At 72.6% G+C, this 25,132-nt stretch carries 23 protein-coding genes; 11 read left to right on the top strand and 12 right to left on the bottom strand.

Features of this window, described 5'->3' with window-relative positions:
- The first annotated feature begins 73 nt into the window (after positions 1-73).
- The 4 genes from ACGFQ9_RS11510 to ACGFQ9_RS11495 all read left to right on the top strand — a co-directional run bounded on the left by ACGFQ9_RS11510 (position 74) and on the right by ACGFQ9_RS11495 (position 2,729).
- The gene (locus ACGFQ9_RS11510) at positions 74-844 is read left to right on the top strand and encodes a hypothetical protein (protein ID WP_393573518.1); all 771 of its coding nucleotides are present in this window, start codon (positions 74-76) and stop codon (positions 842-844) included.
- A 115-nt stretch (positions 845-959) separates the two neighbouring features.
- A complete protein-coding gene (locus ACGFQ9_RS11505) occupies positions 960-1,460 on the top strand; it encodes a peptidylprolyl isomerase (RefSeq protein ID WP_393573517.1) in 501 nt (166 codons plus the stop codon).
- Positions 1,461-1,549: 89 nt separating this feature from the next.
- A complete protein-coding gene (locus ACGFQ9_RS11500; protein WP_393573516.1) occupies positions 1,550-1,933 on the top strand; it encodes a hypothetical protein in 384 nt (127 codons plus the stop codon).
- Between the two features lie 208 nt (positions 1,934-2,141).
- A complete protein-coding gene (locus ACGFQ9_RS11495; protein ID WP_393573515.1) occupies positions 2,142-2,729 on the top strand; it encodes a hypothetical protein in 588 nt (195 codons plus the stop codon).
- A gap of 38 nt (positions 2,730-2,767) precedes the next feature.
- Here ACGFQ9_RS11495 and ACGFQ9_RS11490 read toward each other — a convergent pair whose 3' ends face one another.
- From ACGFQ9_RS11490 to ACGFQ9_RS11480, 3 genes are read right to left on the bottom strand one after another with little or no spacing between them, the layout of a single operon-like run.
- The gene (locus ACGFQ9_RS11490; RefSeq protein WP_393573514.1) at positions 2,768-3,544 is read right to left on the bottom strand and encodes an enoyl-CoA hydratase/isomerase family protein; all 777 of its coding nucleotides are present in this window, start codon (positions 3,542-3,544) and stop codon (positions 2,768-2,770) included.
- Positions 3,541-3,987, bottom strand: coding sequence for a Zn-ribbon domain-containing OB-fold protein (locus ACGFQ9_RS11485; protein WP_393573513.1), 447 nt, complete (start codon positions 3,985-3,987; stop codon positions 3,541-3,543). Before ACGFQ9_RS11485 ends, ACGFQ9_RS11490 begins: the two co-directional genes overlap by 4 nt.
- A 15-nt stretch (positions 3,988-4,002) precedes the next feature.
- Complete coding sequence (locus ACGFQ9_RS11480; RefSeq protein WP_393573512.1) at positions 4,003-5,154, bottom strand: lipid-transfer protein; 1,152 nt, start codon at positions 5,152-5,154, stop codon at positions 4,003-4,005.
- 104 nt (positions 5,155-5,258) lie between these two features.
- On the opposite strand from ACGFQ9_RS11480, the gene ACGFQ9_RS11475 reads away from it, so the two are divergent.
- The gene (locus tag ACGFQ9_RS11475; RefSeq protein WP_393573511.1) at positions 5,259-6,884 is read left to right on the top strand and encodes a FadD3 family acyl-CoA ligase; all 1,626 of its coding nucleotides are present in this window, start codon (positions 5,259-5,261) and stop codon (positions 6,882-6,884) included.
- A 136-nt stretch (positions 6,885-7,020) separates the two neighbouring features.
- Entirely contained in the window at positions 7,021-8,922 is a 1,902-nt protein-coding gene (locus tag ACGFQ9_RS11470) for an exo-alpha-sialidase (protein WP_393573510.1), read from the top strand.
- Positions 8,923-8,977: 55 nt separating this feature from the next.
- On the opposite strand, the gene ACGFQ9_RS11465 is transcribed toward ACGFQ9_RS11470, so the two are convergent.
- The 3 genes from ACGFQ9_RS11465 to ACGFQ9_RS11455 form a co-directional block, all read right to left on the bottom strand.
- Positions 8,978-9,730: a class I SAM-dependent methyltransferase gene (locus ACGFQ9_RS11465; protein WP_393573509.1), complete on the bottom strand. Its 753-nt coding sequence runs from the start codon at positions 9,728-9,730 to the stop codon at positions 8,978-8,980.
- A gap of 248 nt (positions 9,731-9,978) precedes the next feature.
- Positions 9,979-10,179, bottom strand: coding sequence for a hypothetical protein (locus tag ACGFQ9_RS11460; RefSeq protein ID WP_393573508.1), 201 nt, complete (start codon positions 10,177-10,179; stop codon positions 9,979-9,981).
- Between the two features lie 156 nt (positions 10,180-10,335).
- The gene (locus tag ACGFQ9_RS11455; RefSeq protein ID WP_393573507.1) at positions 10,336-13,281 is read right to left on the bottom strand and encodes a BTAD domain-containing putative transcriptional regulator; all 2,946 of its coding nucleotides are present in this window, start codon (positions 13,279-13,281) and stop codon (positions 10,336-10,338) included.
- A 248-nt stretch (positions 13,282-13,529) separates the two neighbouring features.
- Here ACGFQ9_RS11455 and ACGFQ9_RS11450 point away from each other — a divergent pair, with 248 nt between their 5' ends.
- Entirely contained in the window at positions 13,530-14,762 is a 1,233-nt protein-coding gene (locus tag ACGFQ9_RS11450) for an amidohydrolase family protein (RefSeq protein ID WP_393573506.1), read from the top strand.
- A 115-nt stretch (positions 14,763-14,877) separates the two neighbouring features.
- On the opposite strand, the gene ACGFQ9_RS11445 is transcribed toward ACGFQ9_RS11450, so the two are convergent.
- The 6 genes from ACGFQ9_RS11445 to ACGFQ9_RS11420 form a co-directional block, all read right to left on the bottom strand.
- Positions 14,878-15,642, bottom strand: a complete 765-nt coding sequence (locus tag ACGFQ9_RS11445; protein WP_393573505.1) for a hypothetical protein — start codon at positions 15,640-15,642, stop codon at positions 14,878-14,880.
- Complete coding sequence (locus tag ACGFQ9_RS11440) at positions 15,639-15,968, bottom strand: hypothetical protein (RefSeq protein WP_393573504.1); 330 nt, start codon at positions 15,966-15,968, stop codon at positions 15,639-15,641. The genes ACGFQ9_RS11445 and ACGFQ9_RS11440 overlap by 4 nt, the downstream gene beginning before the upstream one ends.
- 145 nt (positions 15,969-16,113) lie before the next feature.
- Positions 16,114-18,486, bottom strand: a complete 2,373-nt coding sequence (locus ACGFQ9_RS11435) for a PQQ-binding-like beta-propeller repeat protein (protein WP_393573503.1) — start codon at positions 18,484-18,486, stop codon at positions 16,114-16,116.
- 375 nt (positions 18,487-18,861) lie between these two features.
- Positions 18,862-20,271, bottom strand: a complete 1,410-nt coding sequence (locus ACGFQ9_RS11430; RefSeq protein WP_393573502.1) for an oxygenase MpaB family protein — start codon at positions 20,269-20,271, stop codon at positions 18,862-18,864.
- Between the two features lie 194 nt (positions 20,272-20,465).
- Entirely contained in the window at positions 20,466-20,912 is a 447-nt protein-coding gene (locus tag ACGFQ9_RS11425; RefSeq protein WP_393573501.1) for an NUDIX hydrolase, read from the bottom strand.
- A gap of 206 nt (positions 20,913-21,118) precedes the next feature.
- A complete protein-coding gene (locus ACGFQ9_RS11420; RefSeq protein WP_393573500.1) occupies positions 21,119-21,469 on the bottom strand; it encodes a hypothetical protein in 351 nt (116 codons plus the stop codon).
- 73 nt (positions 21,470-21,542) lie between these two features.
- On the opposite strand from ACGFQ9_RS11420, the gene ACGFQ9_RS11415 reads away from it, so the two are divergent.
- The 4 genes from ACGFQ9_RS11415 to ACGFQ9_RS11400 all read left to right on the top strand — a co-directional run bounded on the left by ACGFQ9_RS11415 (position 21,543) and on the right by ACGFQ9_RS11400 (position 25,040).
- A complete protein-coding gene (locus ACGFQ9_RS11415) occupies positions 21,543-21,953 on the top strand; it encodes a hypothetical protein (protein WP_393573499.1) in 411 nt (136 codons plus the stop codon).
- Positions 21,954-22,077: 124 nt separating this feature from the next.
- Positions 22,078-22,986, top strand: coding sequence for a TIGR03619 family F420-dependent LLM class oxidoreductase (locus tag ACGFQ9_RS11410; RefSeq protein ID WP_393573767.1), 909 nt, complete (start codon positions 22,078-22,080; stop codon positions 22,984-22,986).
- A gap of 46 nt (positions 22,987-23,032) precedes the next feature.
- Positions 23,033-23,821, top strand: coding sequence for an SDR family NAD(P)-dependent oxidoreductase (locus tag ACGFQ9_RS11405; RefSeq protein ID WP_393573498.1), 789 nt, complete (start codon positions 23,033-23,035; stop codon positions 23,819-23,821).
- Between the two features lie 94 nt (positions 23,822-23,915).
- Positions 23,916-25,040 carry an LLM class flavin-dependent oxidoreductase gene (locus ACGFQ9_RS11400; protein ID WP_393573497.1) on the top strand — a complete coding sequence of 375 codons (1,125 nt, stop codon included), beginning with the start codon at positions 23,916-23,918 and terminating at the stop codon, positions 25,038-25,040.
- Positions 25,041-25,132: the final 92 nt, after the last annotated feature.

The following is a 25,132-nucleotide window of genomic DNA, read 5'->3' as shown; positions in this document are numbered from 1 at the left end:
CGGCCGGGGAGGCGGCGGTTGCGGTCGGTGCGGAACGCTGTCGTCCAGGCGGACCGGCTGCCACGATCGTCGGGTGGACGAGGCCGTGGAGCAGCACCCGGACCGCACGATCGTCGAACGCTTCATGGAGCCGCCCGAGGACGCGGTCCTTCATGACCGGCCGGTCCGCATCCTCCAGGAAGTGCGCTTCTGGAGCGGTCTGGGCATCGCGCTGGTCGTGAAGGTGCCGGTCGCGGCCCAGGACCCGGAGGGCCTGGTCCAGTGGGCGCGCGACGGCGCGCTCAAGGTCGCGCTGACGCCCGTCCTGCTGCTCCTCTCGGTCCCCGTGGTCCTGGCGGTCCACATCGCCCTGGCGCGCCCCGACCACCGCAGACGGATGATCGGACGATTACCGGGCCCGCTGACCGCCGTGGGTGCCTTCCTCGGGCACATCCTGATGGCCGCGGGCGGGGTGCTGCTGCCGCTGTGGGCCTTCACCTTCGACAAGCCGCTGCTCAGCGGCTTCGCCGCGATCGCCGGCATCTATCTCGTCGCCCGGGGCGTCGGATTCGTCTTCTTCGCCGTACCGGCGATATCGCGGCACATGTTCCGCACGGTGGAGGTCCACCAGGCCCTGCCGGCCTTCCTGACCGTCGTCCTGGCCTGGGAACTGGCCCTCCAGGACGTCTTCTTCCCGGTGGGCGACCAGTTCGCGGACTCCACCGTGCTGCCCGTGGGCGGGGCGCTCGCGACGACGGCGCTCGCCGCCTTCGAGCTGTACCGGCTGCGGACCCGCCACGGGATCACGCTGCGGACGGTGACGGTGACGACCGGGGTTGGCCGCCGGACGGGGCGGAGCACGTAGCGCATTGCTGAGGGGTGCGGCACGAGGGATGCGGGGCGGCCCGCCGGGCTGCTCCCGGGACCCGGATCGGCCCCGCCGGGCTGCGCATCGCACCGGGAGTGACAGGATGGGACCCATGAGCAACGAAAACGTCTTCTTCGAGATCACCGCCGACGGCAAGCCGCTGGGCCGCATCGAGTTCAAGCTGTACGACGATGTCGTGCCGAAGACCGCCCGCAACTTCCGCGAGCTGGCCACCGGCGCGAACGGCTTCGGCTACAAGGGTTCCCCGTTCCACCGCGTCATCCCGCAGTTCATGCTGCAGGGCGGCGACTTCACCAACGAGAACGGCACCGGCGGCAAGAGCATCTACGGCGAGAAGTTCGCCGACGAGAACTTCACCAAGAAGCACGACCGCCCGGGCCTGCTGTCGATGGCGAACGCCGGCAAGAACACCAACGGCTCGCAGTTCTTCATCACCACCGTCGTCACCGGCTGGCTGGACGGCAAGCACGTCGTCTTCGGCGAGGTCGTCTCCGGCATGGAGGTCGTCGAGGCCGTCGAGAAGCTCGGCTCCCCCTCCGGCCGCACCGCCGCCGACATCCGCGTCTCCGACTCGGGCATCGTCACCGCCTGACCCCGGAATCCGTAAGCCGAACGGCCCCCGCTCCCCGCAAGGGGACGGGGGCCGTCGCCGTCCGCGGGACACCCCCTAGGCTGCCCCGCATGCCGACGTACGTGAGGTTCCAGGGCACCGTCCGCAGCCCCCGAGGGCACTTCCCGGGCGTGTTCGCCCTGGCCAACGGGCTCGCCCGGGAGGGCCGGCTCACCGAGGAGCAGCACCGCTTCTGGCGGGCCGCCAACGACTGGTACGACGCCGCCTACCCGGACCCCTCCGACCATGACCCGGCGGTCTACGACCCCGCCGTGAACCCGGGCGCGGTCGCGTGGTTCAAGGACACGGCGGGCCACCTCATCGAGCGGGTGGCCGGCTACCTGGAACTTCTCAACCTGCATGACGTCCCGTGGGAACGGGTGGAGTCCGCGGACCCCGGGCGGATCGTCTACGAGGACGAGGTGCAGGTGGTCGCGGTGCCCCGGTCCGGCTGACGGACGCGGGCGGCAGGCGCGCGGGGACGGCCGTCGTACCGCTTACGGAAGGGGGGTCGGACGGCGGCCGTCGTCCTTGGAGGCGGAGGCGGGGGCGGGGCGGGTCCGCCGGCCTCTGGTCCGAACCTACGCCCGGCCGTGCGGGGGCGCATGTCGGTGCCTGCTGGTACCGTCACCGGCTTGTAGTCCAGGGGGAGGAGCACCGGTCATGGCCGGTCGTAGTTTTGTCAGGGGCACGGCGGTAGTCGTCGCGGTCGCGCTCGCGTTCACCGTCGGCGGGTGCGGCGGCAAGAGCAAGAGCAAGAAAAAGAAGAAGAGCAGCAGCGTGTCCGTGAGTGAGGGGCTCGCGACCCCGTCGGCGTCGCCGTCGCCGTCAGCCGTGGGCCAGGACTTCCTCGTCGAGCTGACCTGTCCGACCACCGCCCGGCGGGCGACCACGGTGAAGATCACCTCCCAGCTCGACCGGTTGTCGAACTACAACGTGGTGGTACGGCTCGACGACGCCTCCGGGGTCGAGATCGAGACGGGCAGGCGCAGCGGCGTGCTGGAGGCGCGGGGGACCCGGACCTTCAGCCTTCCCATGATGAAGATCGCCAGGGCGGGCGAGGTCAAGACCTGCCGGGTGGTGGACGAGGACGGGGACAAGACGCCGAGGCCTTCCTCCTCCACGCGGGTGTCGGTGCCCAGGCCCACCTCGAAGGGGACGTCCGGTTCCTCGTCCGGGTCATCCGCCGGGTCCTCGTCCGGGTCCTCGTCCGGCTCCGGGTCCAAGGGGTCCAAGCCCCGCCGGCGCTGAGCGGCCGCGGGCCGGGCCCGGCCCGGCCCGGCTCGCGTTCAGCGCACCCGGAACCCCGGTGATGTACGCCGCGAGGCGAAGAGGGCGGCCTGGCGGTCCGGGGGGAGGTTCCCCAGGGCGATCAGGGCCGGTGCCTGGGCGAGGGCCTGCTGCAGGGCGGCCTGTTTGGCCGACCACAGGGCCCGTACGGTGCCCTGGACCGCCTCCGTGGGGAAGCCGGCCAGGGTTTCGGCCGTGCGGAGGACGGACGGCAGAAGCTCCGCCGGTTCGGTCAGCTCCGAGACCAGGCCGATCTCGTACGCGCGTTGCGCGCCGACGCGTTCCGCCGTGCCCATCAGCGCCATCCGGGCCGCCTCCCCGAAGGGCACGCGCTGGGCCATGTACACCGCCTCGTACGCACTCACCATGCCGTACGCGGTGTGCGGGTCGAAGTACGTGGCCGTGGACGAGGACACGATGAAGTCGGCCTCGCCCAGCAGGTAGAAGGCGCCGCCGCAGGCCATCCCGTTGACGGCGGCGATCACCGGCTTCCACAGGTCGCCCGCCTTGGGCCCGATGGCGGCGAGCGGGTCGTCCACCGAGTACGGCGAGCCGGGCTGCGGCACTTCCGCGTCCCGGTCGATGCCGGTGCAGAAGGCCGCCGTCCCGGCCCCGGTCAGGACGACCGCCCGGACGTCCTCGTCGAAGCGGAACTCCCGCCATACCGCCACGAGTTCCGCTGCCGTCGCCAGGTCGATCGCGTTGTGCCGGCGTTCCCGGTCCAGGGTGACGACGGCGACACCGGTGGTCTTGTCCCGTTCGACCGTCAGGCTCATGACGCCGCCAGAAGCCAGCGCGGCACGGTCATCCCGCCCTGCTCGGCGAAGGCCACCTGCACCTTCGCCCCGATCCGCAGCCGCGCCGGGTCCACCGAGTCGAGCGGGGCGTCCGGGGCCGAGACCAGGTTGCCCGCCAGCCGGATCTCCGGGGCCTCGGCGAGCTCCACGAGCACGACGTTGTAGGGGGCCTGGGCCGCGTAGGCGGGCAGCAGCGGCGGGTGCGGCCGGACGAACGACCAGATGCGGCCGCGGCCGCTCATCGGCTCCCACCGGGAGGCGAAGGACTGGCAGTGCGGGCAGCAGGGCCGGGGCGGGAAGCGGAGCCGCCCGCAGTCGGCGCAGGCCTGGACGCGGAGCTCGCCGCGGGCGGCGTACTCCCAGAAGGGTGCCCCGTCCTCGTCCGGGACGGGGAGGAGGAAGCCTTCGGCATCGGTGGTCATGGGAGGCGTTCCCTTTCAGTTCCGGAGGAGGATCGCGGAGGTGGGGACGCCCTCGCCCGCCGTCACCAGGCAGGTCGAGGCGTCCGGGACCTGCGCGGTACCGGTGCCGCGCAGCTGCTTGACGCCCTCGTTGATCAGGTTGAAGCCGTGGACGTACGCCTCGGACAGCCCGCCGCCGCCGGTGTTGATCGGCAGCCGGCCGCCGGTCTCCAGTGCCCCGCCCTCGGTGAAGGCGGCGCCCTCGCCGCGCCCGCAGAAGCCGTAGCCCTCCAGGGAGAGCGGGATGAGCGGGGTGAACGCGTCGTAGATCTGTGCCACGTCGATGTCGGCCGGGCCGAAGTCGGCCTGCTTCCACAGGTGGCGGGCGGCGGTCCAGGCCGGGCCGCTCAGCGGGTCGTCGTTCCAGTAGTTGACCATGCCGTGGTGCTGGGCGGGCAGGCCCTGCGCGACGGAGTGGACGTACACGGGCTTCTGCCGGCAGTCGCGGGCGCGTTCGGCGGAGACGATCACGCAGGCCAGTGCGCCGTCGGTCTCCAGGCAGTTGTCGAAGAGGCAGAGGGGCTCGCTGATCCACCGCGCGGTCATGTACATCTCGCGGGTCAGCGGCCGTTCGTACATCATCGCGGCCGGGTTCTGGTTGGCCCGGTTCCGGCAGGCCAGGGCCACGTTGAAGAGGTGGTCGCGGGTGGCCCCGTACTCGTGCATGTAGCGGCGGGCCAGCATGCCGATCTCGTCGGCCGGGCGGAGCAGTCCGAAGGGGCGGGTCCACTGGCCGGGCGTGGGCAGCTGGACGGCGGTGTTCTTCCAGGGGCGCGGGCCGGACCCGCGCTTGCGGGACCGCCAGGCGACGCCGACGGTCGCCTGTCCGGTGGCGATCGCGGCGGCGAGGTGGCCGACGGTGGCGCAGGAGCCGCCGCCGCCGTAGCCGACCTTGGAGAAGAAGGTGACGTCGCCGGCCCCGATGGCCTTGGCGACCTCGACCTCGTCGGTCTCCTCCATGGTGTACGAGGCAAAGGCGTCCACCTCGGCCGGTTCTATGCCGGCGTCGGCGAGGGCCGCGAGGATGGCGCGGCAGGCCAGTTCCTTCTCGGTCTGCGGGAGCCGCTTGGCGAAGGCGGTCTGCCCGATCCCGACTATCGCCGTGGCGTCCTTGAGTCCTGCGGCCATCGCCCCACCTCTTCAAGCGTGCTGCACCGGTGTGCTGACAGCCGCGAAGGCTACAGCTAATCTGACGGATAGTCAGCTACTGGCGACCGTGAGGGTGGTGGGCGATGGCCGAGGACGAGCGGGGCGATCTGCGCTGGGGCAGCATCCCGGGCCTGGTCCGCGCGGCGGCGGAACAGTACGCCGGGCTGGAGGCCGTCGTCGACGGCCGAGTGCGCATTCGTTACGAGGAACTCGGCGAACGGGTGGAGCGGGCCGCGGCCGCCTGCCTCGCCGCCGGTGTGGAACCCGGCGACCGCGTCGCCGTCTGGGCGCCCAACTCCCTCGACTGGATCGTCTCCGCGCTCGGCGCGGTCACCGCCGGAGCCGTCCTCGTCCCGCTCAACACCCGCTTCAAGGGCTCCGAGGCCGCCTACGTGCTGCGCCGCAGCGGCGCCAGACTGCTGTTCGTCACCGGCACCTTCCTGGGCACCTCCTACGTCGCCTCGCTGCGCCGGGCCGCCGCCGAGGGCCCCGGCACCGGGCCGCTGCCCGGCCTGCCCGACCTGCGGGACGTGGTGGTGTTCGCCGAGGACGCCCCGGAGACCTTCCGGACCTGGACCGAGTTCCTGGCCGACGGTGCCGACGTACCCCGCGCGGCCGTCCGGGTGCGCGCCGACACGATCCGCCCCGGCGACCCCTCCGACATCATCTTCACCTCGGGCACCACCGGCAGCCCCAAGGGCGCGGTCATCACCCATGCGCAGACGCTCCGCTGCTACGAGGTGTGGAGCGAGCTGGCCGGCCTGCGCGAGGGCGACCGCTACCTGATCGTGAACCCCTTCTTCCACACCTTCGGCTACAAGGCGGGGATCATTGCCTGCCTCATGCGCGGCGCCGTGATGGTCCCGCAGCCGGTTTTCGGCGTGGACACCGTGCTCGCCAACGTCGCCGCCGAACGCATCTCCGTACTGCCCGGACCGCCCACCCTCCACCAGTCCGTCCTGGACCACCCCACACGCGACCAGCACGACCTGTCCGCCCTGCGGCTGGTGGTCACCGGGGCGGCCGTGGTGCCGCTGCAGCTGGTGGAACGGCTGCGGGCCGAACTGAAGATCGCGACCGTGCTCACCGCGTACGGGCTGTCCGAGGCCGGCGGGATCGTCACCATGTGCCGGAGGGGCGACCCGGCCGAGGTGGTCGCCGCCACCTCCGGCCGCGCCATCCCCGGCACGGAGGTACGGGTCACCGGTCCCGCCGGGGAGGCCCTGCCGCCCGGTAAGCCGGGCGAGGTGCAGGTCCGCGGCCACAACGTGATGCGCGGCTACTACGAGGACCCGGAGGAGACTGCCCGCACCATCACGCCCGAGGGCTGGCTGCGCACGGGCGACATCGGCGTCCTCGACGAGGACGGCAACCTGCGCATCACCGACCGGATCAAGGACATGTTCATCGTCGGCGGCTTCAACGCCTACCCGGCGGAGATCGAACAGCTCCTCGGCCTGCACCCGGACATCGCCGACGTCGCGGTCGTCGGCATCCCCGACCCGCGGCTGGGCGAGGTCGGCAAGGCGTACGCGGTCCGCCGCCCCGGCTCCACCCTCACCTCGGACGACCTGATCGCCTGGTCCCGGCGCGAGATGGCGAACTACAAGGTGCCGCGGGCCGTGGAGTTCGTGACCGAACTCCCGCGCAACGCGAGCGGAAAGGTCCTGAAGACCGAGCTGCGGGCCCGCCGGGCGTCCCTCGCGTGACGGCGGGCGTCCCACGGGCCGCATACCGGGCCCGCGGTGACCCGTGCGTCACGGCGGGCTTACTGCGGGCTCATCACGAGGCCCTCCCGGGACGCCCCGGGCGGGCCCGGGGGGAGACTCCGGTTAGCCTGCACGCGTGACCAGGCAAAGATCAGTCGTTCGGTTCCGCTGGGAGATACCCGTCCTCGGGGGCATCCTCGCGCTCGCCGTCCTCATCGTGGGCATCGTCGTGCTGCTGCGAACCGGAGGGGACGGCTCGGACAGCGCGGAGAAGAAGCCGGAGGGCCCGCTGCGGTCCGAGGTGTCCGTACCCTTCCGGGCCTTCTCCGAGGGCTACGACTGCTTCCGCATCCCCACCCTGACCAGCACCGGGAACGGGCACCTGCTGGCCATCGCGGAGGCCCGCACCAAGAGCTGCTCGGACGTCGGTGACATCGACCTGGTCATGAAGCGGTCCACCGACAACGGGCGCACCTGGGGCAAGCTCCAGGTGATCCGGGGCGCCGACGACTCCGGCGGCTTCGGCAACCCCGTCCCCATGGTCGACGCCAAGTCCGGCCGCCTCACCCTGATCTACGCGTACAACGACTGGAGCGCCGGGCCCAAGGGCGACCGGGTCCGCGCCCCCCGCGAACTCCGCATGGCCCACAGCACCGACAACGGCGCCACCTGGACCGCCGCCCTCACCCAGCTCGACCAGCTCAAGCGCGACGACTGGACATGGGTCTCGGTGGGCCCCGGTCACGGCATCCAGCTCCAGCCCACCGAGTCCGGCAAGCCCGGCCGCATGGTCGTCACCGGCGACTACCGCACGCGCGACGACTCCCACGGCGCGATGCTCTACCACAGCGACGACGGCGGCCTCACCTGGCAGCTCGGCGCGAGCTGGGACGCGCCCCAGGGCCAGGCCGCACCCGGCGAGCCGGCCCTCAGCCAGCTGCCGGACGGCCGCGTCTACATCAACGCCCGTTCCATCCAGACCTGCGGCACCGACGACCACCGGATGTCCGCGGTGATCGACGACGTCACCGCCCCCGGCTTCCCGGACGCCGGTTTCGAGCCGGTGCCCCACCTGCCCGCCCCGCCGGTCTCCGGCTCCCTGCTGCAGCTGCCCGACGGCGGCCCGCTGCTGTTCTCCTCCCCGGCCCGCCAGGGCGGCGAGTTCTCCGACCGCTGGACGCTCGCCGTCCGCACCTCGGAGGACGGCGGGGAGACCTGGTCCGAGAAGGGCGCCGTGGTGGCCCGGGACCGGGCCGGCTATTCGGAAATGGCCCTCCTGCGATCCGGCGAGGTCGGCCTGCTCTACGAGACCGGGAAGTCCGCCTCCACAGGCTCCCTGGTGTTCACCTCCTTCACGCCGGGAGCGGTCAAGGGCGCCGCCGAGGACCTCACCCCGCGCAGGACCAGCGACGGCACCGCGAACAAGAACCACGCCCTGGTGCACGGTGACCCGCAGCTGGTCCCGCGCGCCGACGGCACGGCCCTCTCCCTCAACGGCACGGCCGACTTCCTCCGGATCGGCTGTGCGGACTCGCTGCGCATCAGCGGTGGGGACTTCGCCGTGACCGCCTGGGTGAAGTTCTCCAACACCCCCGGCCGGCGACCGCTGATCTGGGCCTCCGGCCAGAACGCCGCCAACAGGCAGCTGGTGGTGGAGACGGTCGACGGCCGCATCGAGGCACGGACCAACAGCGGCGCCCGCGCCGTGACCGTGTCGACCAAGAGCCGGTTCGACGACGACCGCTGGCACCACGTCGCCTTCCAGCGGCTGGGCAGCCAGCTCCAGCTGTCGGTGGACGGCGGCTACCGCCAGGTCGCCGATCTGGCGCCGGAGGACATGGACTTCCAGCCGTCCGACGCCTTCACGGTCTACGTCGGCACCCAGCCCGACCAGAAGGTCTTCTTCGGCGGGGCCGTGGACGACGTCCGGATCACCGGACGGGCGCTGACCGACGAGGACCTCAACCGCGTCCGGGCCAGGGAGAACTCCTCGGACCCGGCCGAGCGGGCCCGGCTCGTCTTCGCGAAGATCTGGTGACCAGAGCCTGTCCGGCGGATCGGGGTCGCCCCGGCCATGATCCGCCGGACAGGCCCTACGGCCGCCGGGCCAGCAGCAGGCGCCAGCGCGGAGTGCCGTCGGGCCGGTGCCCGAAGTGCTCCAGCGGGAGGGTCTCCACGGCGAAGCCGGCCCGGCGGAGGTCCTCCCGGACCCCGCCGAACGGGAAGGTCCGGTAGTACATCACGAACCGGGGCCGCCACACCGCGTTCCGCACCCGCATCACCGCGTCGAAACCGGCCGTCGCCCAGTAGTACGGCGAGGCCATCGGCAGCGGGGCCGGCACCGGGAAGGCGAACACGCCGCCGGGCCGCAGCGCCCCGTACACGCTGCCGAAGAGGGCGGGGCGCTCGGCCGGGAGGAAGTGGCCGAAGGCCCCGAAGCTCACCGCCAGGTCGTACGAGGACCGCAGCTCCGCGGGCAGCGCCCGCGCGTCCGCCCGGACGAAGTCCACGGCGGGCCGGCCGGTCCCGGAGGCCGTGTCGCGGGCGCCGTGGGCCCGTTCGGCCTCGGCGAGCATGCCGGCACTGAAGTCCGCCCCGGTCACCCTCTCCCGGCACAGCCGCCGGAGCACGGGGATCGCCGCGCCCGTCCCGCAGCACACGTCCAGGCCGGCCCCGAAGCCGTCCTCGTACCGGGCGAGGGTCTCCTCGACCGCGTCGAGCATCCGGTCGGGCGTGCGGAAGGGGGTCAGATCGAACTTGGGCGCGAGCAGGTCGTAGCCGTGCTCGGTGGACGACATGGCCTGCACGGCCAGTTCACGCAGGCTGGGGCCCTTCGGAGCGAACATGGCCTCACCTTAGGCACAGTTGCCCGGAAACACGCATGCAGCGGCCGCGGTGGCTCCCCCTCCGGGCCACCGCGGCCGCCGTCCCCCGTTCCCCCCGGTGGGTCCTCGTCCCCCGACGGACCTCCGAGTGTTTCCCCCTTGTGGTTCCCCCGCGTCCCCTGCGGGTTCCCCGTTCCCCCGTATCCCCCCGTGGGTCCCCCGTTCCCCCGTGTTCCCCCGTGGGGCCCCGCGCCGTGCCGGGCCGTGCCTTACGGGCGCGGGCCGGTGGCGTGGTTGTCGAGCGTCTGGAGTTCCTCGGCCGGAACGGCGCCGGCGCCCGTGGCCGGGGCGGTGCCCGTGCCGGTGCCCGTGGCGGGCTCGCCCAGCGGCTTGATCTCGATGCCGGTGGCGTGGTTGTCGAGCGTCTCGATGTCGCCGTTCTCCGGCGTCGCGTTCTCGGTCGTCGTCATCGTCACTCCTGAATGGGCGGGGCTTGGCCTTACCCGTTCGGCGATTCCCCCGCGGACCGCCGAACGGGTCTTCGTTCCGACCCGTCTGCCCCCGGCGCGGCGAGTCGATGCACCCATCATGTAGGACAGCGATAAACGAACGATGAACGCCCTCGTTCAGGCTGCCAGTTCGGACGCCAGCAGCGCCCTGACCTCGGCGAGTTCGGCCGAGCCGAGCTGCTCGAAGACGATCTCCGCGTCCATCCAGCAGGCCCGTGCCCGGTCCCGCTGCCCCATCCGGTGCAGCGCCCGGCCGAGCACCATCACCACGCAGGCCCGCCGCCACTCACCGCCCATCACCCGCAGGGCGATGGCCTGTTCGGCGTGCGAGGCGGCCAGCGTGGCCCGTCCGGCCGCCAGGTGGGCCTCGGCGATCCGGTAGTGGGTGATCCCCTCCCACAGCGGCTGCCGGTTGTCGTGGAACAGGGCCAGGGCGGCTGTCAGCTGGTCGAGGGCCTCGACGGGCCGGCCCGCCTGGACGAGCACGATGCCCAGGGCGTAGCGGCCGTTGGCCAGGCGCAGGGTCAGGCCCATCCGGTCGTAGATGGCGATGCCCTCCCCGGCCAGCTCTATGGCGCTGGACAGCCGTCCCAGTGCCGCGTGGATCCGGGACAGGTTGCAGAGCGCGCTGGCCTCGCCGACCTTGTTGCCGTCGGCCCGGAAGCGGTCGATGGCCTCCAGCAGGTGCCGCTCGCCGTCCGCGTGCCGCCCCTCGTAGAGGGCGATGATGCCGCGGTCGTTGGCCGCCCAGCAGCTGGACAGCGCGTCCCCGGTGCCGCGGGCGAGCAGTCCGGCCCGCCGGGCCTCGTCATCGGCCTCGGTGAAGCGGCCGGCGACCAGGTGGACGTTGGTCAGGACGGTCCGGGCCCGGCCCTCGGCGTACGGGTCCCCGGACGCCCGCGCCGCCTCGCACAGCGACACGGCCCCGGAGGCGTACTGCGTGGAGTTCGCCCCGGACTCCAGCAGGTCCTTGGCGGCCAGCAGCAGGTCGGCGGCCCGCCGGAGCGCGCCCACCTCGGCGTCGGTCCGCGCGGCCGCCTGCCGTACGCAGGCCAGCAGCGGGTTCCCCTCGGCGTACAGCCAGTCCAGCGCGGCGTGCCGGTCGGTGAACTCCAGCCCGGGGTAGCGGGTCGGGGCCAGGTGGGCGACGAGGCGGTCGCCGGGGCGTTCCAGGGCGTATACGGCGGAGGCCGTGGCCAGGTAGAAGTCGAGCAGCCGGGACAGTGCGGCGTCCCGCTCGGCCGGGGGCTGCTCGTCGCGTTCGGCGCAGGCACGCGCGTAGAGCCGTACGAGGTCGTGGAAACGGTAGCGGCCGGGCGCGGCCGATTCCACCAGGGAGCAGTCGACGAGGGTTTCGAGGAGGTCCTCGGCGTCGTACTCGGGGAGGTCCAGTACGGCCGCGGCCGCGGGCAGGGAGATGTCCGGGCCGTCGGCGAGGCCGAGCAGCCGGAAGGCGCGCTGCTGGGCGGGTTCGAGCTGGCCGTAGCCGAGTTCGAAGGTGGCCTTCACGGCCAGGTCGCCGGTCTGGAGCTCGTCAAGGCGGCGGCGTTCGTCGGCGAGCTTCGCGGCGAGGACGGAGACCGTCCAGGTGCGGCGTGCGGCCAGCCGGGAGGCGGCGATGCGGATCGCGAGCGGCAGGAAGCCGCAGGCGCCGACCACGTCCAGGGCGGCCTGCCGCTCGTGCCCGACCCGCTCGGCGCCGACGATCCGGGTGAACAGCTGGAGGGCCTCCTCGGGGGACATCACGTCGAGGTCGACGAGGTGCGCTCCGGCGAGGCCGGCCATCCGGACCCGGCTGGTGACGAGGGCGGCGCAGCCGTTGGTGCCGGGCAGCAGCGGCCTGACCTGGGCCGCGTCGCGGGCGTTGTCGAGGAGGACCAGGACGCGGCGGCCGTCGAGGGTGGAGCGGTAGAGCGCGGCCCGCTCGGCGGCCGAGTCCGGGATGGCGGTGTCGGGGGTGCCCAGGGCGCGCAGGAAGGAGCCGAGGACGGCGACGGGCTCGGCCGGGCGCGGGTCGGTGCCCTGGAGGTCGACGTAGAGCTGGCCGTCGGGGAAGTGCGGGCGGGCGGCGTGCGCGACGTGCACGGCGAGGGTGGTCTTGCCGACGCCGCCGATGCCGGCCACTGCCGAGACGGCCATGACCTGGCCCTCGGAGCCGGCGCCGGACAGTACTTCGGAGAGCTCGTCGACGAAGGCGGTGCGGCCGGTGAAGTCGGAGACGGTGGCGGGCAGCTGGGCGGGCCGGACCTGGACGGGCGCGGCGGCCGGGGCCGGATCGGCGGACCGGGCGAGCTCGGCGTCCCCGCGCAGGATCCGCTGCTGCAGGGCGGCGAGTTCGGGGCCCGGGTCGACGCCGAGCTCGTCGGCGAGGAGGCGCCGGGTGTCGGCGTACACGGCGAGGGCCTCGGCCTGCCGGCCGCTGCGGTAGAGGGCGAGCATGAGGAGCTCGCGGAGGCGTTCGCGCAGCGGGTGGGCGGCGGTGAGGGCGGTGAGCTCGGAGACGGCCTCGGCGTGCTGGCCGGTCTCCAGGTCCAGGTCGAGCCGGTTCTCCAGCAGGGTCAGCCGCCACTCGCTGAGCCGGGTGCGCTCGGTCTCGGCGTACGGGCCGGGGACGCCGGCCAGGGGTTCGCCCTCCCACAGGTCCAGGGCGCGGCCGAGCAGGGTGCGGGCCGTGGACCGGTCTCCGCCGGCCCGTGCCGCCTCGGCGTCGCCGGCGAGGCCGCGGGCGACTCCGAGGTCGAGGGCGGCGAGGTCGCCCAGGCGTATGGCGTAGCCGCCGGACTCGCTGACCAGGAGGCCGGGGTCGAGGATCTTGCGGAGCCGGGAGGCGTAGGTCCGGATCGTGGCAAGGGCCTGCGCCGGCGGGTCCTCGCCCCAGATGGCGTCGATGAGCTCGGGGGCGGTGGCGGTGCGGCCGTCGCGCAGCAGCAGGGCGGCGAGCAGGGCGCGCTGCTGCGGGCTGCCGGAGGCGAGGGGCTCGGTCCCGCGCCAGGCGCGGATGGGCCCGAGCACGGCGAACCGGGAGCCGCCGACGGCCGGTTCGGCCTCGGGTGTGCCTTCCATGTGTCTCCCCCTCTCATGGGCCGGGCCGGTGACGGTTGTGTTCCTGCTTCTGCGCGTTCCTGCTTCGGCGCGTTCCTGCTTCGGTGTGCCTGCTCCGGTGTTCTTGCTTCCGTGATCGGACGGATGTGGAGTGCAACGGTCAGTCTGCCCTGTTTGGGGCGAGCGCGGCAGCCCGCCAGGGCCCTGCTGTGTACCGAGCGCGTCCCAACTAGCTGACGGTTCGTCAGATCGACGCTACCGTGGGGTGCATGGAGACCTTCCCGAAGATCATCTCGGTGGACGACCACACGGTTGAACCTCCTCACGTCTGGCGGGACCGGCTCCCGTCCAAGTACCGCGACACCGGCCCGCGCATCGTGCGCGCCCCCTTGAAGGAGATGACCTTCCTGGGCGGCAAGTTCGCCCCGGTCATGGGCGCCAAGGGTGACGACGGGCCGATCGGCGACTGGTGGGTCTACGAGGACCTGCACCGGCCGCTGACCCGGCTGGACACGGCGGTCGGCTACGACCGCGACGAGATCCGGCTGGAGGTCATCACCTACGAGCAGATGCGGCCGGGCTCCTTCTCCGTCCCCGACCGCCTCGCCGACATGGACGTCAACCACGTCCAGTCCGCCCTCTGCTTCCCCACCTTCCCGCGCTTCTGCGGCCAGACCTTCACGGAGGCGAAGGACCGCGAGCTCGGGCTGCTCGGCGTACGGGCCTACAACGACTGGATGGTGGAGGAGTGGTGCGGCCCCCAGGCGCGGGGCCGGCTGATCCCCCTGACCCTGATCCCGCTCTGGGACGCCGAGCTGGCCGCGGCGGAGGTGCGCCGCAACGCGGCGCGCGGCGTACGCGCGGTCGCCTTCTCGGAGATCCCGCCGCACCTGGGCCTGCCGTCGATCCACACCGACGACTGGGACCCCTTCCTGCGGGCGTGCGACGAGACCGGGACGGTCATCGCCATGCACATCGGGTCCTCCTCGCGGATGCCCTCGACCTCCGCGGACGCCCCGCCGGCGGTCGGCTCCACGATCACCTTCGCCAACTGCTGCTTCTCGATGGTCGACTGGCTGATGAGCGGCAAGTTCGAACGCTTCCCCAACCTGAGGATCATGTACGCGGAGGGCCAGATCGGCTGGATCCCGTACATCCTGGAGCGGGCCGACGTGGTGTGGGAGGAGAACCGCGCCTGGGGCGGGGTGGCCGACAAGGTCACGCGCCCGCCGTCGGAGCTGTTCGCCGGGCACGTCTTCGGCTGCTTCTTCGACGACGCGTTCGGCCTGCGGAACCTGGACGCGATCGGTGTGGGCAACGTCCTCTACGAGACGGACTACCCGCACTCGGACTCCACCTGGCCCAAGTCCCGAGAGGTCGGCGAGGCCCAGATGGGCCATCTGCCGGCGGAGGACGTGCACCGCATCGTGCGGGGCAACGCGATCTCCCTGCTGGGCCTGACGGAGGACGGCCTGTGGGCGGGGCCGGGCGGCGCGTCCTAGAACCGGTCGTCGGGCCGCCCGCCTCCTGGTTCCGGGGGCCGCGGACGGACCCCGGCCAGTGCCGTGGTCCGTCCGTGAGGGCTCTGCGGGGGCGGGCCCTCGGCAGAGCGGGTCGTCACCCCGAGCTCTCGGGCGGGAAGAGCGAATCCTGCCTGCACCGTGGGTCCGCTGTTCCGATCCCTGTCCGGCCGCTCTCCGTGCACGTCTCGGGGTGGAACTCCGCGTAGAGGACGCGATGGGTCCACCGCCACCGGTCGCCGAAGCGCTCCATGTACCGGTACGACGGCTCCGGCGCATCCGGCCACACCTCAACGACTTCTGCCCATTCCCCCTGCACACTCACCTTCTGCAGGTTGCCCGAGGCGGCTTCGTCGAGCGAGGCGGACTCCGAGCTGGCGAACAGTTCACCGACGGCCTTGGCGCAGGTGTCCGGAACCTCCTTCTCCAACCGCGCCCGGTAGTCCGGGGTCATGAGGGCACACACGGTTTCCCCGTCGCCCTTTCGTACGGCCTCGGACGTAGCGACCCACGTGTCGCGTACTCCGTCCTCGCCCGGCCGGGCGCCGATCCCCGAGACCGAGTCACCCTGGGTGGCCCAGTAGACGCCCCCGCCGGTCCCGGCCAGCAGCAGGATGGCGATGGCGACTCCCCACGCTCCGCCGATCTTCGTCGTGCGCCGTGAGTTGTCGATGTCGCGACCCGCGACCGTGCCCCAGTTGTCACCGCCGATTGACGGACCGGTGACGGTGTCCCGCACGTCCCGGCCGGCCATCATCGCTCCATCGCCCGCGGTGAACGCGGTGGCGGGAGGATAGTTGGGCGGCGGCGGCAGAGGGCGCTTCTGGTTTCCAGGAGTGGGGTAGTCCGGTTCAGGCGTCATGAGTGTGTGGCGTCCTCTCCGGCCGTCACGTCACGAAGATGCCCGCCGGAGAGGACGGCGCCGTCGCCGGCGGCCATCTGTACGTTCTCGCCGGCGTCGACCGGTGAGGAAGCGCCGCTGGGAACGCGGGCGTGGGACCGCTCGATGTCGCCCTGGGCGAGGAGCGAGCCGTGTCCGGCCCGCATGGTGATGGCCTGGCCAGAGCTGCCCTGATTCCGCAGAAGCAGGACCAGGGACACCACCGCCGCGACAACGCCGGCAACGGCTCCGCTGACGCTCGCCACCTGATCGGCGCGGTTCAGATCCCCGAACAGCGCCAGAGCCACGAGGCCCACGGCAACCAATGCTCCCAAGCTTGCCAATGCCCCACATAAGATGCGCCTTTGCATCTCTTCTCCCTGTGCGTGCGACCGCTACGACTCAATGGGCTTCAGAAAGTAGCGCACCGGCGAGCGGGGCGGGCCCGGTCCGCTACAGCGGCTGCGGCTCCACCGCGGCCCAGCCCGTGCCGGACGGGGCGAAGACCAGGCCGCCCACCACCAGGAAACCGGCCGGGCCCTCCGGGTCGGTGCGGGCGGGGGCGGAGAAGCGTTTGACCGTCTTTCGCGCGGCCAGGTCGACGACCCGGCCCTCCGGCCCGCAGCGGACGTACGCCAGCCCGCCCGTCACCACCACCGCGTTCGCCTGCTCCGGCCGCTCCGGTGCGGAGCACTCCTCCGGCAGCGGGACGCGCCAGAGGCTGCCGCCCGACTCCTGGTTCAGCTCCGTGAAGCCCGGCTCTCCGCTGATCGAGGCGGCCGCGAAATAGATCTTCCCGGACGCCGTGGAAAGGCCCGACAGGGCGTGACCGCCGAAGGGAATGTCCACCGACGCGTCCTTCTCCGGGTCCGCTGCGTCCTTCTCCGGGTCCATGCGGAGCACCCCCTGCCTGTGCTCCCCGTGGCACAGGAACACCGTGCGCTCCTCGGCCGGCGCCACCGCCAGGCCGCGTATCTCGCACGTGTCCGACAGGTTCACCCTCGTTGTCTGCGTGCCCTTCGCGGAGTCGAGGGTGCTGACGAAGGTGTAGGAGGTCATGTTCGGGTTCTGGCCCAGGCCCTGCACGTAGACCCTGCCGCCGGAGGCGCGCAGCGCGGGGTAGCCGACGACGGAGTCCTTGGCCGGCGGGGCCTTCCAGAGCAGGCGTCCCACGGAGGCGTCCAGGGCGGTCACTTCGCCCTTGAGGGTGACGGCATAGGCGCGGTCGCCGTCCGCCGCCAGCCGCCGCAGTATGTGCGGCGTGGGTGCCGACCAGCGGCTCTTCCCGTCGGCCAGGGCGAAACCGAGGAATCCGCCCTTGCCGCCGAGCACCACGACCGTGTCGCCGGTCACCGCCGGGCCCTCGCTGTCCACCACGTCCACCGGGACCGACCACCGGACCCGGCCGGTGGCCGCGTCGAGCCGGGTCACCTCGCTCCGGCCGCTCGTGACGGTGGTGGTGCAGACCAGCGAGGAGTCGGCGTACACGCACGGGCCGAGCCCGTCGGCGCCGCTCCACGGCTGCCAGCCGGCCGGGCGGCGCTCGGGGGAGTCGGCGTAGGCGTTGGTGTTGGCCGGAGTGCCGCCCTCGGTGGGGGCGTACGCGGCGAGTACGCCGGTGTCTTCGCCGCTCCGGGTGGCGGAGGACGGGGAAGGGGAGGTGCCCGGGCCGGACGTGCCGGATACCCGGGCGCCGGTGCGCCAAGACGGGTCCAGGTAGAGCACGGCCCCGGCGATCAGCGCCACGGCGGTGACCGAGGCCATGGCCGTACGGAGCAGGAAGCGGCGGTGGGGCCTGGTGCCGGCGGCATCCGGGCGGGCGGGGGCGGCCGGTCCCGCGGGGCCGGCGAGGGCGGGCCGGCCGGGCAGGTCCGCCGGAGCCGTCGGCGGGCCGCTGGGGCGGGTGGACTCGACGGGGGTGGCGCCTCCGGCGGTGGCAGCGGGGCCGCCGGTTTCCCCGGCCTCGGCGGCGCCGGGTTCCGCGGCGGCCGGGGACGCCGCCACCGGCGGCTCCCAGTCCGCCGGTTCGGCGGCGGTGAACGCGGAGAGGAGTTCGCCCGGGTCAGGGCGGTCCGCCGGGTCCTTGGCCAGGCACCGTTCCAGAGTCCGGCGCAGGGGTCCTGTGAGCGGACCCAGCTCAGGCGGGTCCGAGACCACCCGGTAGGCGGTCATGAAGTGGGACTCGGCGTCGAACGGACCGCGGCCGGTGGCCGCGAACACCAGCACCGAGCCGAGCGAGAACACGTCCGACGCCGGGGTCACCCGGTGCGGCGCGGACAGCTGCTCGGGCGACATGTAGGGCGGGGTGCCGAGGATCTGGCCGGTCGCGGTGAGGGTCTGCTGGCCGGTGGCCCGCGAGATGCCGAAGTCGATGACCCGGGGGCCGTCCACGGTCAGCAGCACGTTGTCCGGCTTGAGGTCGCGGTGGATCAACCCCGTGGTGTGCAGCTCCCGCAGCGCCTCCACCAGGCCGAGCGCCAGCACCCGCAGTTCCGCACCGGCCACCGGGCCGTCCGCCTTCACCCGGGAGCCGAGCGTGCGGCCGGGCACCAGCAGGGTCGCCATCCACGGGCGTTCGGCATCCGGGTCGGCGTCCAGTACGGGCGCGGTGAAGGCCCCGCTGACCCGGCGGGCCGCCGCGACCTCCTGCCGGAAGCGGGTGCGGAACTCGGAGTCGTCCGCGAACTGCTGGTGCACCAGCTTCACGGCGACCATCCGGCCGGACGCCGACCGGGCCGAGTAGACCGTTCCCATGCCGCCCGAGCCCAGCCGGTCGATCAGGACGTATCCGCCGATCGAGCGCGGATCGCCGTCCCGCAGTGCCATTCCCGCCGTCCCCCCGCGCGTGTGCCCGTGCCCGCGCCCGTCCCGTGGACCGCGCCCGGCCCGGCGGCAGCCTATCCGTCCCCCGTCGGGCGGGACGGACCGGAGACCCGGTGCCGCGCGGCGTATGGGCCCGGCGCCGGGTGGGCGGGGGTAAGGGTGCCCGGAGCCGGGCGGTTCCGGTAGGACGGGGCCGGAGCCGACGGCGGAGCGCTGCCGGGCCAGGGCAGCGTCCGTTGGGAGTGGGCCCGTTCGGCCGCGGGCTCGTCCGGCGTGGGCTCGTTCGGGCCGGGCTGCCCGTTTGGGGCCCGGCCGGGCCATGGCTCCGCCGGTCCCCGGGACGTGCCGGAGACGGGCCCGCCCCGGTTCCGGATCGGCTCAGGGGCGCCCCAGCAGGGCCGCGCCCGCGACCGTGTCCGTACGGGCGGTGAAGAAGTCGGTGAAGGCGGCGGTGAACTCCTCCTCGCTGATCCGCCCGTCGCCGTCGGCGTCCAGCTGCCGGAAGCCGTCGTTGAGCTCGGCCGGGTGGACGCGGGAGCCGCCGAACAGGGTGCGGTACTCGTCCGCGCACAGATGGCCGCTCGCATCGGTGTCGGCGGCCCGGAACAGGGCCCGCATCGCCGGTGCCAGGCCCCGATCCAGATAGCCCGGGTCCCCGTCGACGCCCTTGAGCATCGCGGACACGAACTCGGCGCACTCCACCCCGCCGTCACCGTCCGCGTCCATCGCCCCGCACAGCTGCTTCCACCAGGTTTCGAAGGCGGCGTAGAGGCGGTCCTCGCGCTCGACGGGGAGCTCCAGCTGCCAGCACACGTTGTGCACCATCGCCTGGAGGTCGGCGGAGTCGACCCGTCCGTCGCCGGTCTGGTCGAGGACCTGGCGGAAGAACGCCTCCAGGCGGGCCGGCCGGGAGTCGGCCGTACGGGGACGGGGGAGGGGAGCGGGGGCGCGCCGCCGGTCGTCGGCGTGGTGGCTGCGGTAGCGCAGGTGGTCCGGCAGCCGGGTCATGATCTGGCGCGCCCCGTGGTGCAGGGTCCAGGACAGGGCGGCGGCGGTACGGGTCCGGGGCGTGCCGAAGCGGGTGTGCCAGGCCGGGGGCAGGTCGGCGATGGTCAGGCCGGTCAGCACGGCCGAGACGGCGACGCGCAGCACGGGCCAGGCGGGCCGGAGCCGGCCGAGCCGGCGTGGCGCCGGGGCTTCGCGGAGCGTGTCGAAGAGCAGATGACGGGCCACGGCCCCGAATTCGAGGACCTCGCGGACGTTCCGGTCGATATAGGCCGGCACGTCGGCGGCGGTGGCCGGGAGGACCTCCGCGGGGATGCCGAGGTCTTCGCAGACCTGCTTGAACTCGGCGTAGAGCGTGTCGCGTTCGGCGGGCCCGAGGGGGTCCCCGGAGAGGTCGCCCATGGCGGTCATGGCCTCGTACAGCGTCACCATCACCCAGGCACGGACCTCCGGGTCCTCCGCGGTGTACGGGCGCCCGGCGTCGTCGGTGCCGCGGATCCGGCGGTGGGTGCGCTCCAGGCGGGCGATCTCGCGCTGCCGGTCCTCGGGGCCGGCGAAGAACAGCCGGCGGCCGCTGTCCATCGTGTGCTCGATCCGGCGCCAGGGATGGTTCCGGTAGGTGGAGTAGCGGCCCATACCGGCCGCGACGGCCGGGTGCGCGGCCTGCAGGACGAGCAGCCGCCAGGCGACCAGGCCGATGCGCCGTTCGCCCAGGGTGCGGCGGAGGGGGGTGTCGGGGGCTGTGGCCGAGGGCGTCGGGGTGGGCGAGGGCGTGGGCGTCACGTGGTGCTCCTGGGGCTGGTGGGGCCTGCAGGAGGTACAACGGCCTTGTGAGGGGCCATGGGGTGGCGTCGCCGTGATGATCACCCGCATGTGCGGCGCTGCGAACTGCCGCACGTATGGATCGTGTTGGGCTGTCCCCGCTCCTGTCCACCGGCGTGCGGACCGATCGCGCCGACGCCGGTGGATGGTGGTGCCTACCGCACGAGCCCCAGGTGCACCGGGCCGTTCTCGGCCGGTGCCGCCAGCAGTTCCGGCAGGCCCGGCGGCCACGTGGGCTCAGTGAGCGCCGCGAGGGCGGCCCGGTCGAGCCACTGCCACCTTCCGCGACCCTTCTCGATCTTCTTCGGGACCCGGGCGGGGCCGCTGGTGACGTAGATGTGCTCGTGCTGCCGTACCGGCACGCCCTCGTGGGTGAAGTCGTGCTCCCAGGTGCAGAGCAGCCGCTGCGGGGTGAGATCGGTCCAGCCGGTTTCCTCGCGCAGCTCCCGCACAACGGTCTGCTCGGGGCTCTCACCCGGATCGATGCCGCCGCCGGGCGGCAGCCAGTGGATGCCGACCTCGACGTTGTTCTCGCGGAAGAGGAACACCGAGCCGTTGGGGGACAGGATCACAACGCGGGCGGCCCGCCGGGGAGTTCGCATCAGACCAGCGTACGATGCCGGTGCGCGGGAGCACGGTCTGTGACAAGGGGGAGTTGGAGCGTGACCGGAGGAACGGGGAGCCGTCCTGATCCACGTCGGGCGTACGGGCAGGAGCCCCCGCCCGTGCCGCCGAGGCCGGCCGCGCCTCCCGCCGTGTCGCCGACCGCGCCGCCGTATGCGCCGGGGGGCGTGCCGGGACAGTCGGGTCAGCCGGGGCAGCCGGGACAGCCTGGCCACGCGGCGCAGTTCGGGCAGCAGGCGCAGGCGGGACACCAGCCGCGGTGGGCCTGGTGGGTGATCGGGATCGTGATTCCCGTGATCGGAACGGCCGTCACGCTGTTCGCCACCGCGGACGGGGACTCGGGGTCCCGTTCACCTGCCGCCGCCCCCACGAACTCCCAGTCGTTGCCGTCGCCGTCGGGGCCATCCGCCACGCCGTCGGCCTCGGCGTCGCCGTCGTCGGGCGCCTCCTTGGCGCCACTCCCGGGGGTCACCGCGTCCGGATCGGCGTCCGCCCCGTCCGGAGCATCCGGGGCGCCCGGTCGCGAGGACCTCACGGCGCCGGCCGGGTACCAGGCGAGGCAGGGGCGGTGGGGGATCTCGCCGCCGTCCTGCGAGGAGACCCAGCTCGTGGATCTCGACGCAGGTGTGTCGACGAACGTCGAGACGACGGGTGACAGCGGGCCGAAGGACGAACAGGCGGCGGGCATCGAGGTCGAGTACCGGCCGAACCGGCACTCGTGCGGGGTGGACAACAGCCCGAGCGTCATCGAGCTGAGGTCGGTCACCGGGCGGCAGGTCGGGGTGCTCCGGGCGGATCAGCCGCACGATTTTGAGAGCTGCCGCGCGGCGGCGGGGACCGGCTTCGGCCCCGTCAGTCCCGGAAACGGCAGGTGGACGGACCGCGGCCTGGTGGAGGGCGCGGCGTTGTGCTCGGTCACCGACAAGGGCGCGGTGGCGATGGCCGTCCTGGAGAAGGTCGGCGAGAACGAGTCCGCTCCCACGGTGACGGGAAAGCTCGTCGTCTGGTCGAAGGACTGACGTCTGCCGTACCTCTTGTCTGACGTTATGTCAGATAAGACGATGGCCCCTGCCTATGACGGATCGTCAGAACGAGGTGGGTGCCGTGGCGCGCGTGTTTCCGGAGGGGCGACTGGTCTACGGGATGCAGCTCCCGGTGCAGTCGCAGAGCACCATCTACGCCGAGCCCTGGGAGGCGTCGGCCACGGCGGCCGATCTCGCCGAGGTGGCCCGGGCCGCCGACCGGGCCGGGTTCGGCTACCTGGCGTCCTGCGACCACGTGGCCATCCCGCGGCGTCTCGCCGCCGCCATGAGCACCGTCTGGTACGACCCGGTCGCCACCCTGTCCTTCCTCGCCGGGGTGACCGAGCACGTACGGCTGCTCAGCCATGTGGCGATCGTGGCGCTGCGGCATCCGCTGATCAGTGCCAAGCAGTACGCGACCCTCGACCACCTGTCGGGCGGGCGGCTGATCCTCGGGGTCGGCGCGGGGCACGTGCAGGAGGAGTTCGAGGCCCTCGGGGTCGACTTCGAGCGGCGCGGCGCGGTGCTGGACGAGGTGCTGGACGCGCTGCGGGTGGCGCTGGGGCCCGAGGAGTTCCCGGAGTTCGAAGGGGAGTTCTTCCGCTTCCAGGGGCTGGGGCAGTTGCCCCGGCCTGCCCAGGAGCGGGTGCCGGTGTGGGTGGGCGGCTCCTCGCCGGCCGCCGTCCGGCGGGCCGCCGTACGCGGGGACGGCTGGCTGCCGCAGGGTGATCCGCGGGACCGGCTGCCCGCGCAGATCGCCCGGATCCGCGAGCTGAGGGAGGCCGCCGGGATCGCGGAGCCGGTCGAGATCGGCGCGATCACCGAGGCCCTCTACGTCGGTGAGCCCGGCTGGGAGACCGGCCGCCGCACCCTGACCGGGAAGCCGGAGCGGCTGGCGGAGTCGCTGCGCGAGTACGCGGCGCTGGGCGTGGACCAGATCCAGGTGCGTTTCCGGAGCCGGGACCGGGGCGAGCTGTGCGACCAGATCACCGCTTTCGGGGCCGAGGTGGCCCCGTTGCTCAACGACTGAGGCGGCCGTACCCCGGTCGTCACGACGAGGACGAAGGAGACGGGTAGTGGGCAAGCTGGACGGGCGCGTCGTCATCGTTACCGGGGCGGCGCGCGGGCAGGGTGAGCGGGAGGCCCGGCTGTTCGCCGCCGAAGGGGCGAAGGTGCTGCTCGGCGATGTGCTGGACGAGCAGGGCGCGCGGGTCGCCAAGGACATCGGGGAGGAGAACGCCCGGTACGTGCGGCTGGACGTGAGCCGCGAGGAGGACTGGGCGGGGGCGGTGGCGGCCGCGAAGGAGGCGTTCGGCGGCCGGATCGACGGGCTGGTCAACAACGCCGGCATCCTGCGCTTCAACGAGCTGGTGAACACGCCGCTGGACGAGTTCCAGCAGATCGTGCAGGTCAACCAGGTGGGGGCGTTCCTGGGCATCAAGAACGTGGCCCCGGAGATCGAGGCGGCGGGCGGAGGCACCATCGTCAACACCTCCTCCTACACCGGGCTGACCGGGATGGCCTTCGTCGGGTCGTACGCCGCGACCAAGGCGGCGATCGTCGGCCTGACCCGGGTCGCCGCACTGGAGCTCGCCGCGAAGAACATCCGGGTCAACGCCATGTGCCCGGGAGCGGTGGACACCCCGATGGCCAATCCGGCGCTGCTGGACCCGGAGGGGCCGTCCGCCGAGGCCACCGAGGCGATGGCGGAGCTGTACCGGAAGGTGGTGCCGCTGGGGCGGGCCGGCCTGCCGGCCGAGGTGGCGCGCCTGGCCCTCTTCCTGACCTGCGAGGACTCCTCCTACATCACCGGTCAGCCGTTCGTCATCGACGGCGGCTGGATGGCCGGGGTGAGCATTCTCTGACGCGTCGTCAGGTATTGACGTCGCATCCCGCGGATGGAACAGTCGAACCCATCGATCTGACGATGCGTCAGAAATCAAAGGACGGTGAACCCCCTTGGAATTCGGCATCTTTGTGCAGGGATACGTGCCCGAGGCGCGGTCCAAGGTCGACCCCGAGGCAGAGCACAAGGCGCTGATCGAGGAGACCGAGTACGTCATCCAGGCCGACAAGTCCGGCTTCAAGTACGCCTGGGCCTCCGAGCACCACTTCCTGGAGGAATACTCACACCTGTCGGCGAACGAGGTGTTCCTCGGGTACCTCGCCCACGCCACCGAGCGCATCCACCTGGGCTCCGGCATCTTCAACCCGCTCGCCCAGGTCAACCACCCGGTCAAGGTGGCCGAGAAGGTCGCCATGCTCGACCACCTCTCCAAGGGGCGCTTCGAGTTCGGCACCGGCCGCGGCGCCGGCAGCCACGAGATCCTCGGCTTCCTGCCGGGCATCACGGACATGAACCACACCAAGGAGATCTGGGAGGAGACCATCGCGGAGTTCCCCAAGATGTTCCTCCAGGAGGAATACGAGGGGTTCCAGGGCAAGCACTGGTCGCTGCCGCCGCGCAAGATCTTCCCCAAGCCGTACGGCAAGGCCCACCCCGCCATGTGGTACGCGGCCGGCTCCCCGTCCTCGTACGCCATGGCCGCGAAGAAGGGCCTCGGGGTTCTCGGCTTCAGTGTCCAGAAGGTCTCCGACATGGAGTGGGTGCTGGAGCAGTACAAGACCGCCATCCGGGAGGCCAAGGCGGTCGGTGCGTTCGTCAACGACAACGTCATGGTGACCTCGACCGCGATCTGCGCCGAGACCCACGACAAGGCCGTGGAGATCGCCGTCAACGCCGGGATGAACCGCTTCCAGTCGCTGGTCTTCCGCTACCACGACACCTTCCCGCGCCCCGAGGCCATCCCGCAGTGGCCCGAGACGCTCCCCGAGTACAACGCGGAGATCATCGAGCTCCTCATCGCCGAGGAACTGATGATCTGCGGCGACCCGTCCGAGGTGCTCGCCCAGTGCAAGCGCTGGGAACAGGCCGGCGCGGACCAGCTCTCCTTCGGCCTGCCGACCGGGGTCTCCCGCGAGGACACGATGAACACCATCAAGCTCCTCGGCGAGCACGTCATCCCGAAGATCGACACGGACCCGGTCCACCGCACGACCCGCTTCCGCGAAGCGTCTGCCTGACGGCGGGCCCCGAACAGGGACGGCGTCTTCCCGGACCGCCGTCCCGAACCGGCCCCGGCCGGAGGCATGCCAGGGCCGCGGCCGGCCCGGCG

This window comes from Streptomyces sp. NPDC048603 (assembly GCF_043199475.1).
Taxonomy (GTDB): Bacteria; Actinomycetota; Actinomycetes; order Streptomycetales; family Streptomycetaceae; genus Streptomyces.
The sequence above is the reverse complement of the archived record's forward strand: the minus strand, read 5'-3'. Positions and strand labels throughout refer to the sequence as shown.

Excerpts from the sequence above, each read along its gene's own strand:
- ACGFQ9_RS11505 (WP_393573517.1), top strand. The coding sequence starts at position 960 with ATGAGCAACGAAAACGTCTTCTTCGAGATCACCGCCGACGGCAAGCCG.
- ACGFQ9_RS11500 (WP_393573516.1), top strand. The coding sequence starts at position 1,550 with ATGCCGACGTACGTGAGGTTCCAGGGCACCGTCCGCAGCCCCCGAGGG.
- ACGFQ9_RS11495 (WP_393573515.1), top strand. The coding sequence starts at position 2,142 with ATGGCCGGTCGTAGTTTTGTCAGGGGCACGGCGGTAGTCGTCGCGGTC.
- ACGFQ9_RS11490 (WP_393573514.1), bottom strand. The coding sequence starts at position 3,544 with ATGAGCCTGACGGTCGAACGGGACAAGACCACCGGTGTCGCCGTCGTC.
- ACGFQ9_RS11485 (WP_393573513.1), bottom strand. The coding sequence starts at position 3,987 with ATGACCACCGATGCCGAAGGCTTCCTCCTCCCCGTCCCGGACGAGGAC.
- ACGFQ9_RS11480 (WP_393573512.1), bottom strand. The coding sequence starts at position 5,154 with ATGGCCGCAGGACTCAAGGACGCCACGGCGATAGTCGGGATCGGGCAG.
- ACGFQ9_RS11475 (WP_393573511.1), top strand. The coding sequence starts at position 5,259 with ATGGCCGAGGACGAGCGGGGCGATCTGCGCTGGGGCAGCATCCCGGGC.
- ACGFQ9_RS11465 (WP_393573509.1), bottom strand. The coding sequence starts at position 9,730 with ATGTTCGCTCCGAAGGGCCCCAGCCTGCGTGAACTGGCCGTGCAGGCC.
- ACGFQ9_RS11460 (WP_393573508.1), bottom strand. The coding sequence starts at position 10,179 with ATGACGACGACCGAGAACGCGACGCCGGAGAACGGCGACATCGAGACG.
- ACGFQ9_RS11455 (WP_393573507.1), bottom strand. The coding sequence starts at position 13,281 with ATGGAAGGCACACCCGAGGCCGAACCGGCCGTCGGCGGCTCCCGGTTC.
- ACGFQ9_RS11450 (WP_393573506.1), top strand. The coding sequence starts at position 13,530 with ATGGAGACCTTCCCGAAGATCATCTCGGTGGACGACCACACGGTTGAA.
- ACGFQ9_RS11445 (WP_393573505.1), bottom strand. The coding sequence starts at position 15,642 with ATGACGCCTGAACCGGACTACCCCACTCCTGGAAACCAGAAGCGCCCT.
- ACGFQ9_RS11435 (WP_393573503.1), bottom strand. The coding sequence starts at position 18,486 with ATGGCACTGCGGGACGGCGATCCGCGCTCGATCGGCGGATACGTCCTG.
- ACGFQ9_RS11425 (WP_393573501.1), bottom strand. The coding sequence starts at position 20,912 with ATGCGAACTCCCCGGCGGGCCGCCCGCGTTGTGATCCTGTCCCCCAAC.
- ACGFQ9_RS11410 (WP_393573767.1), top strand. The coding sequence starts at position 22,078 with ATGCAGCTCCCGGTGCAGTCGCAGAGCACCATCTACGCCGAGCCCTGG.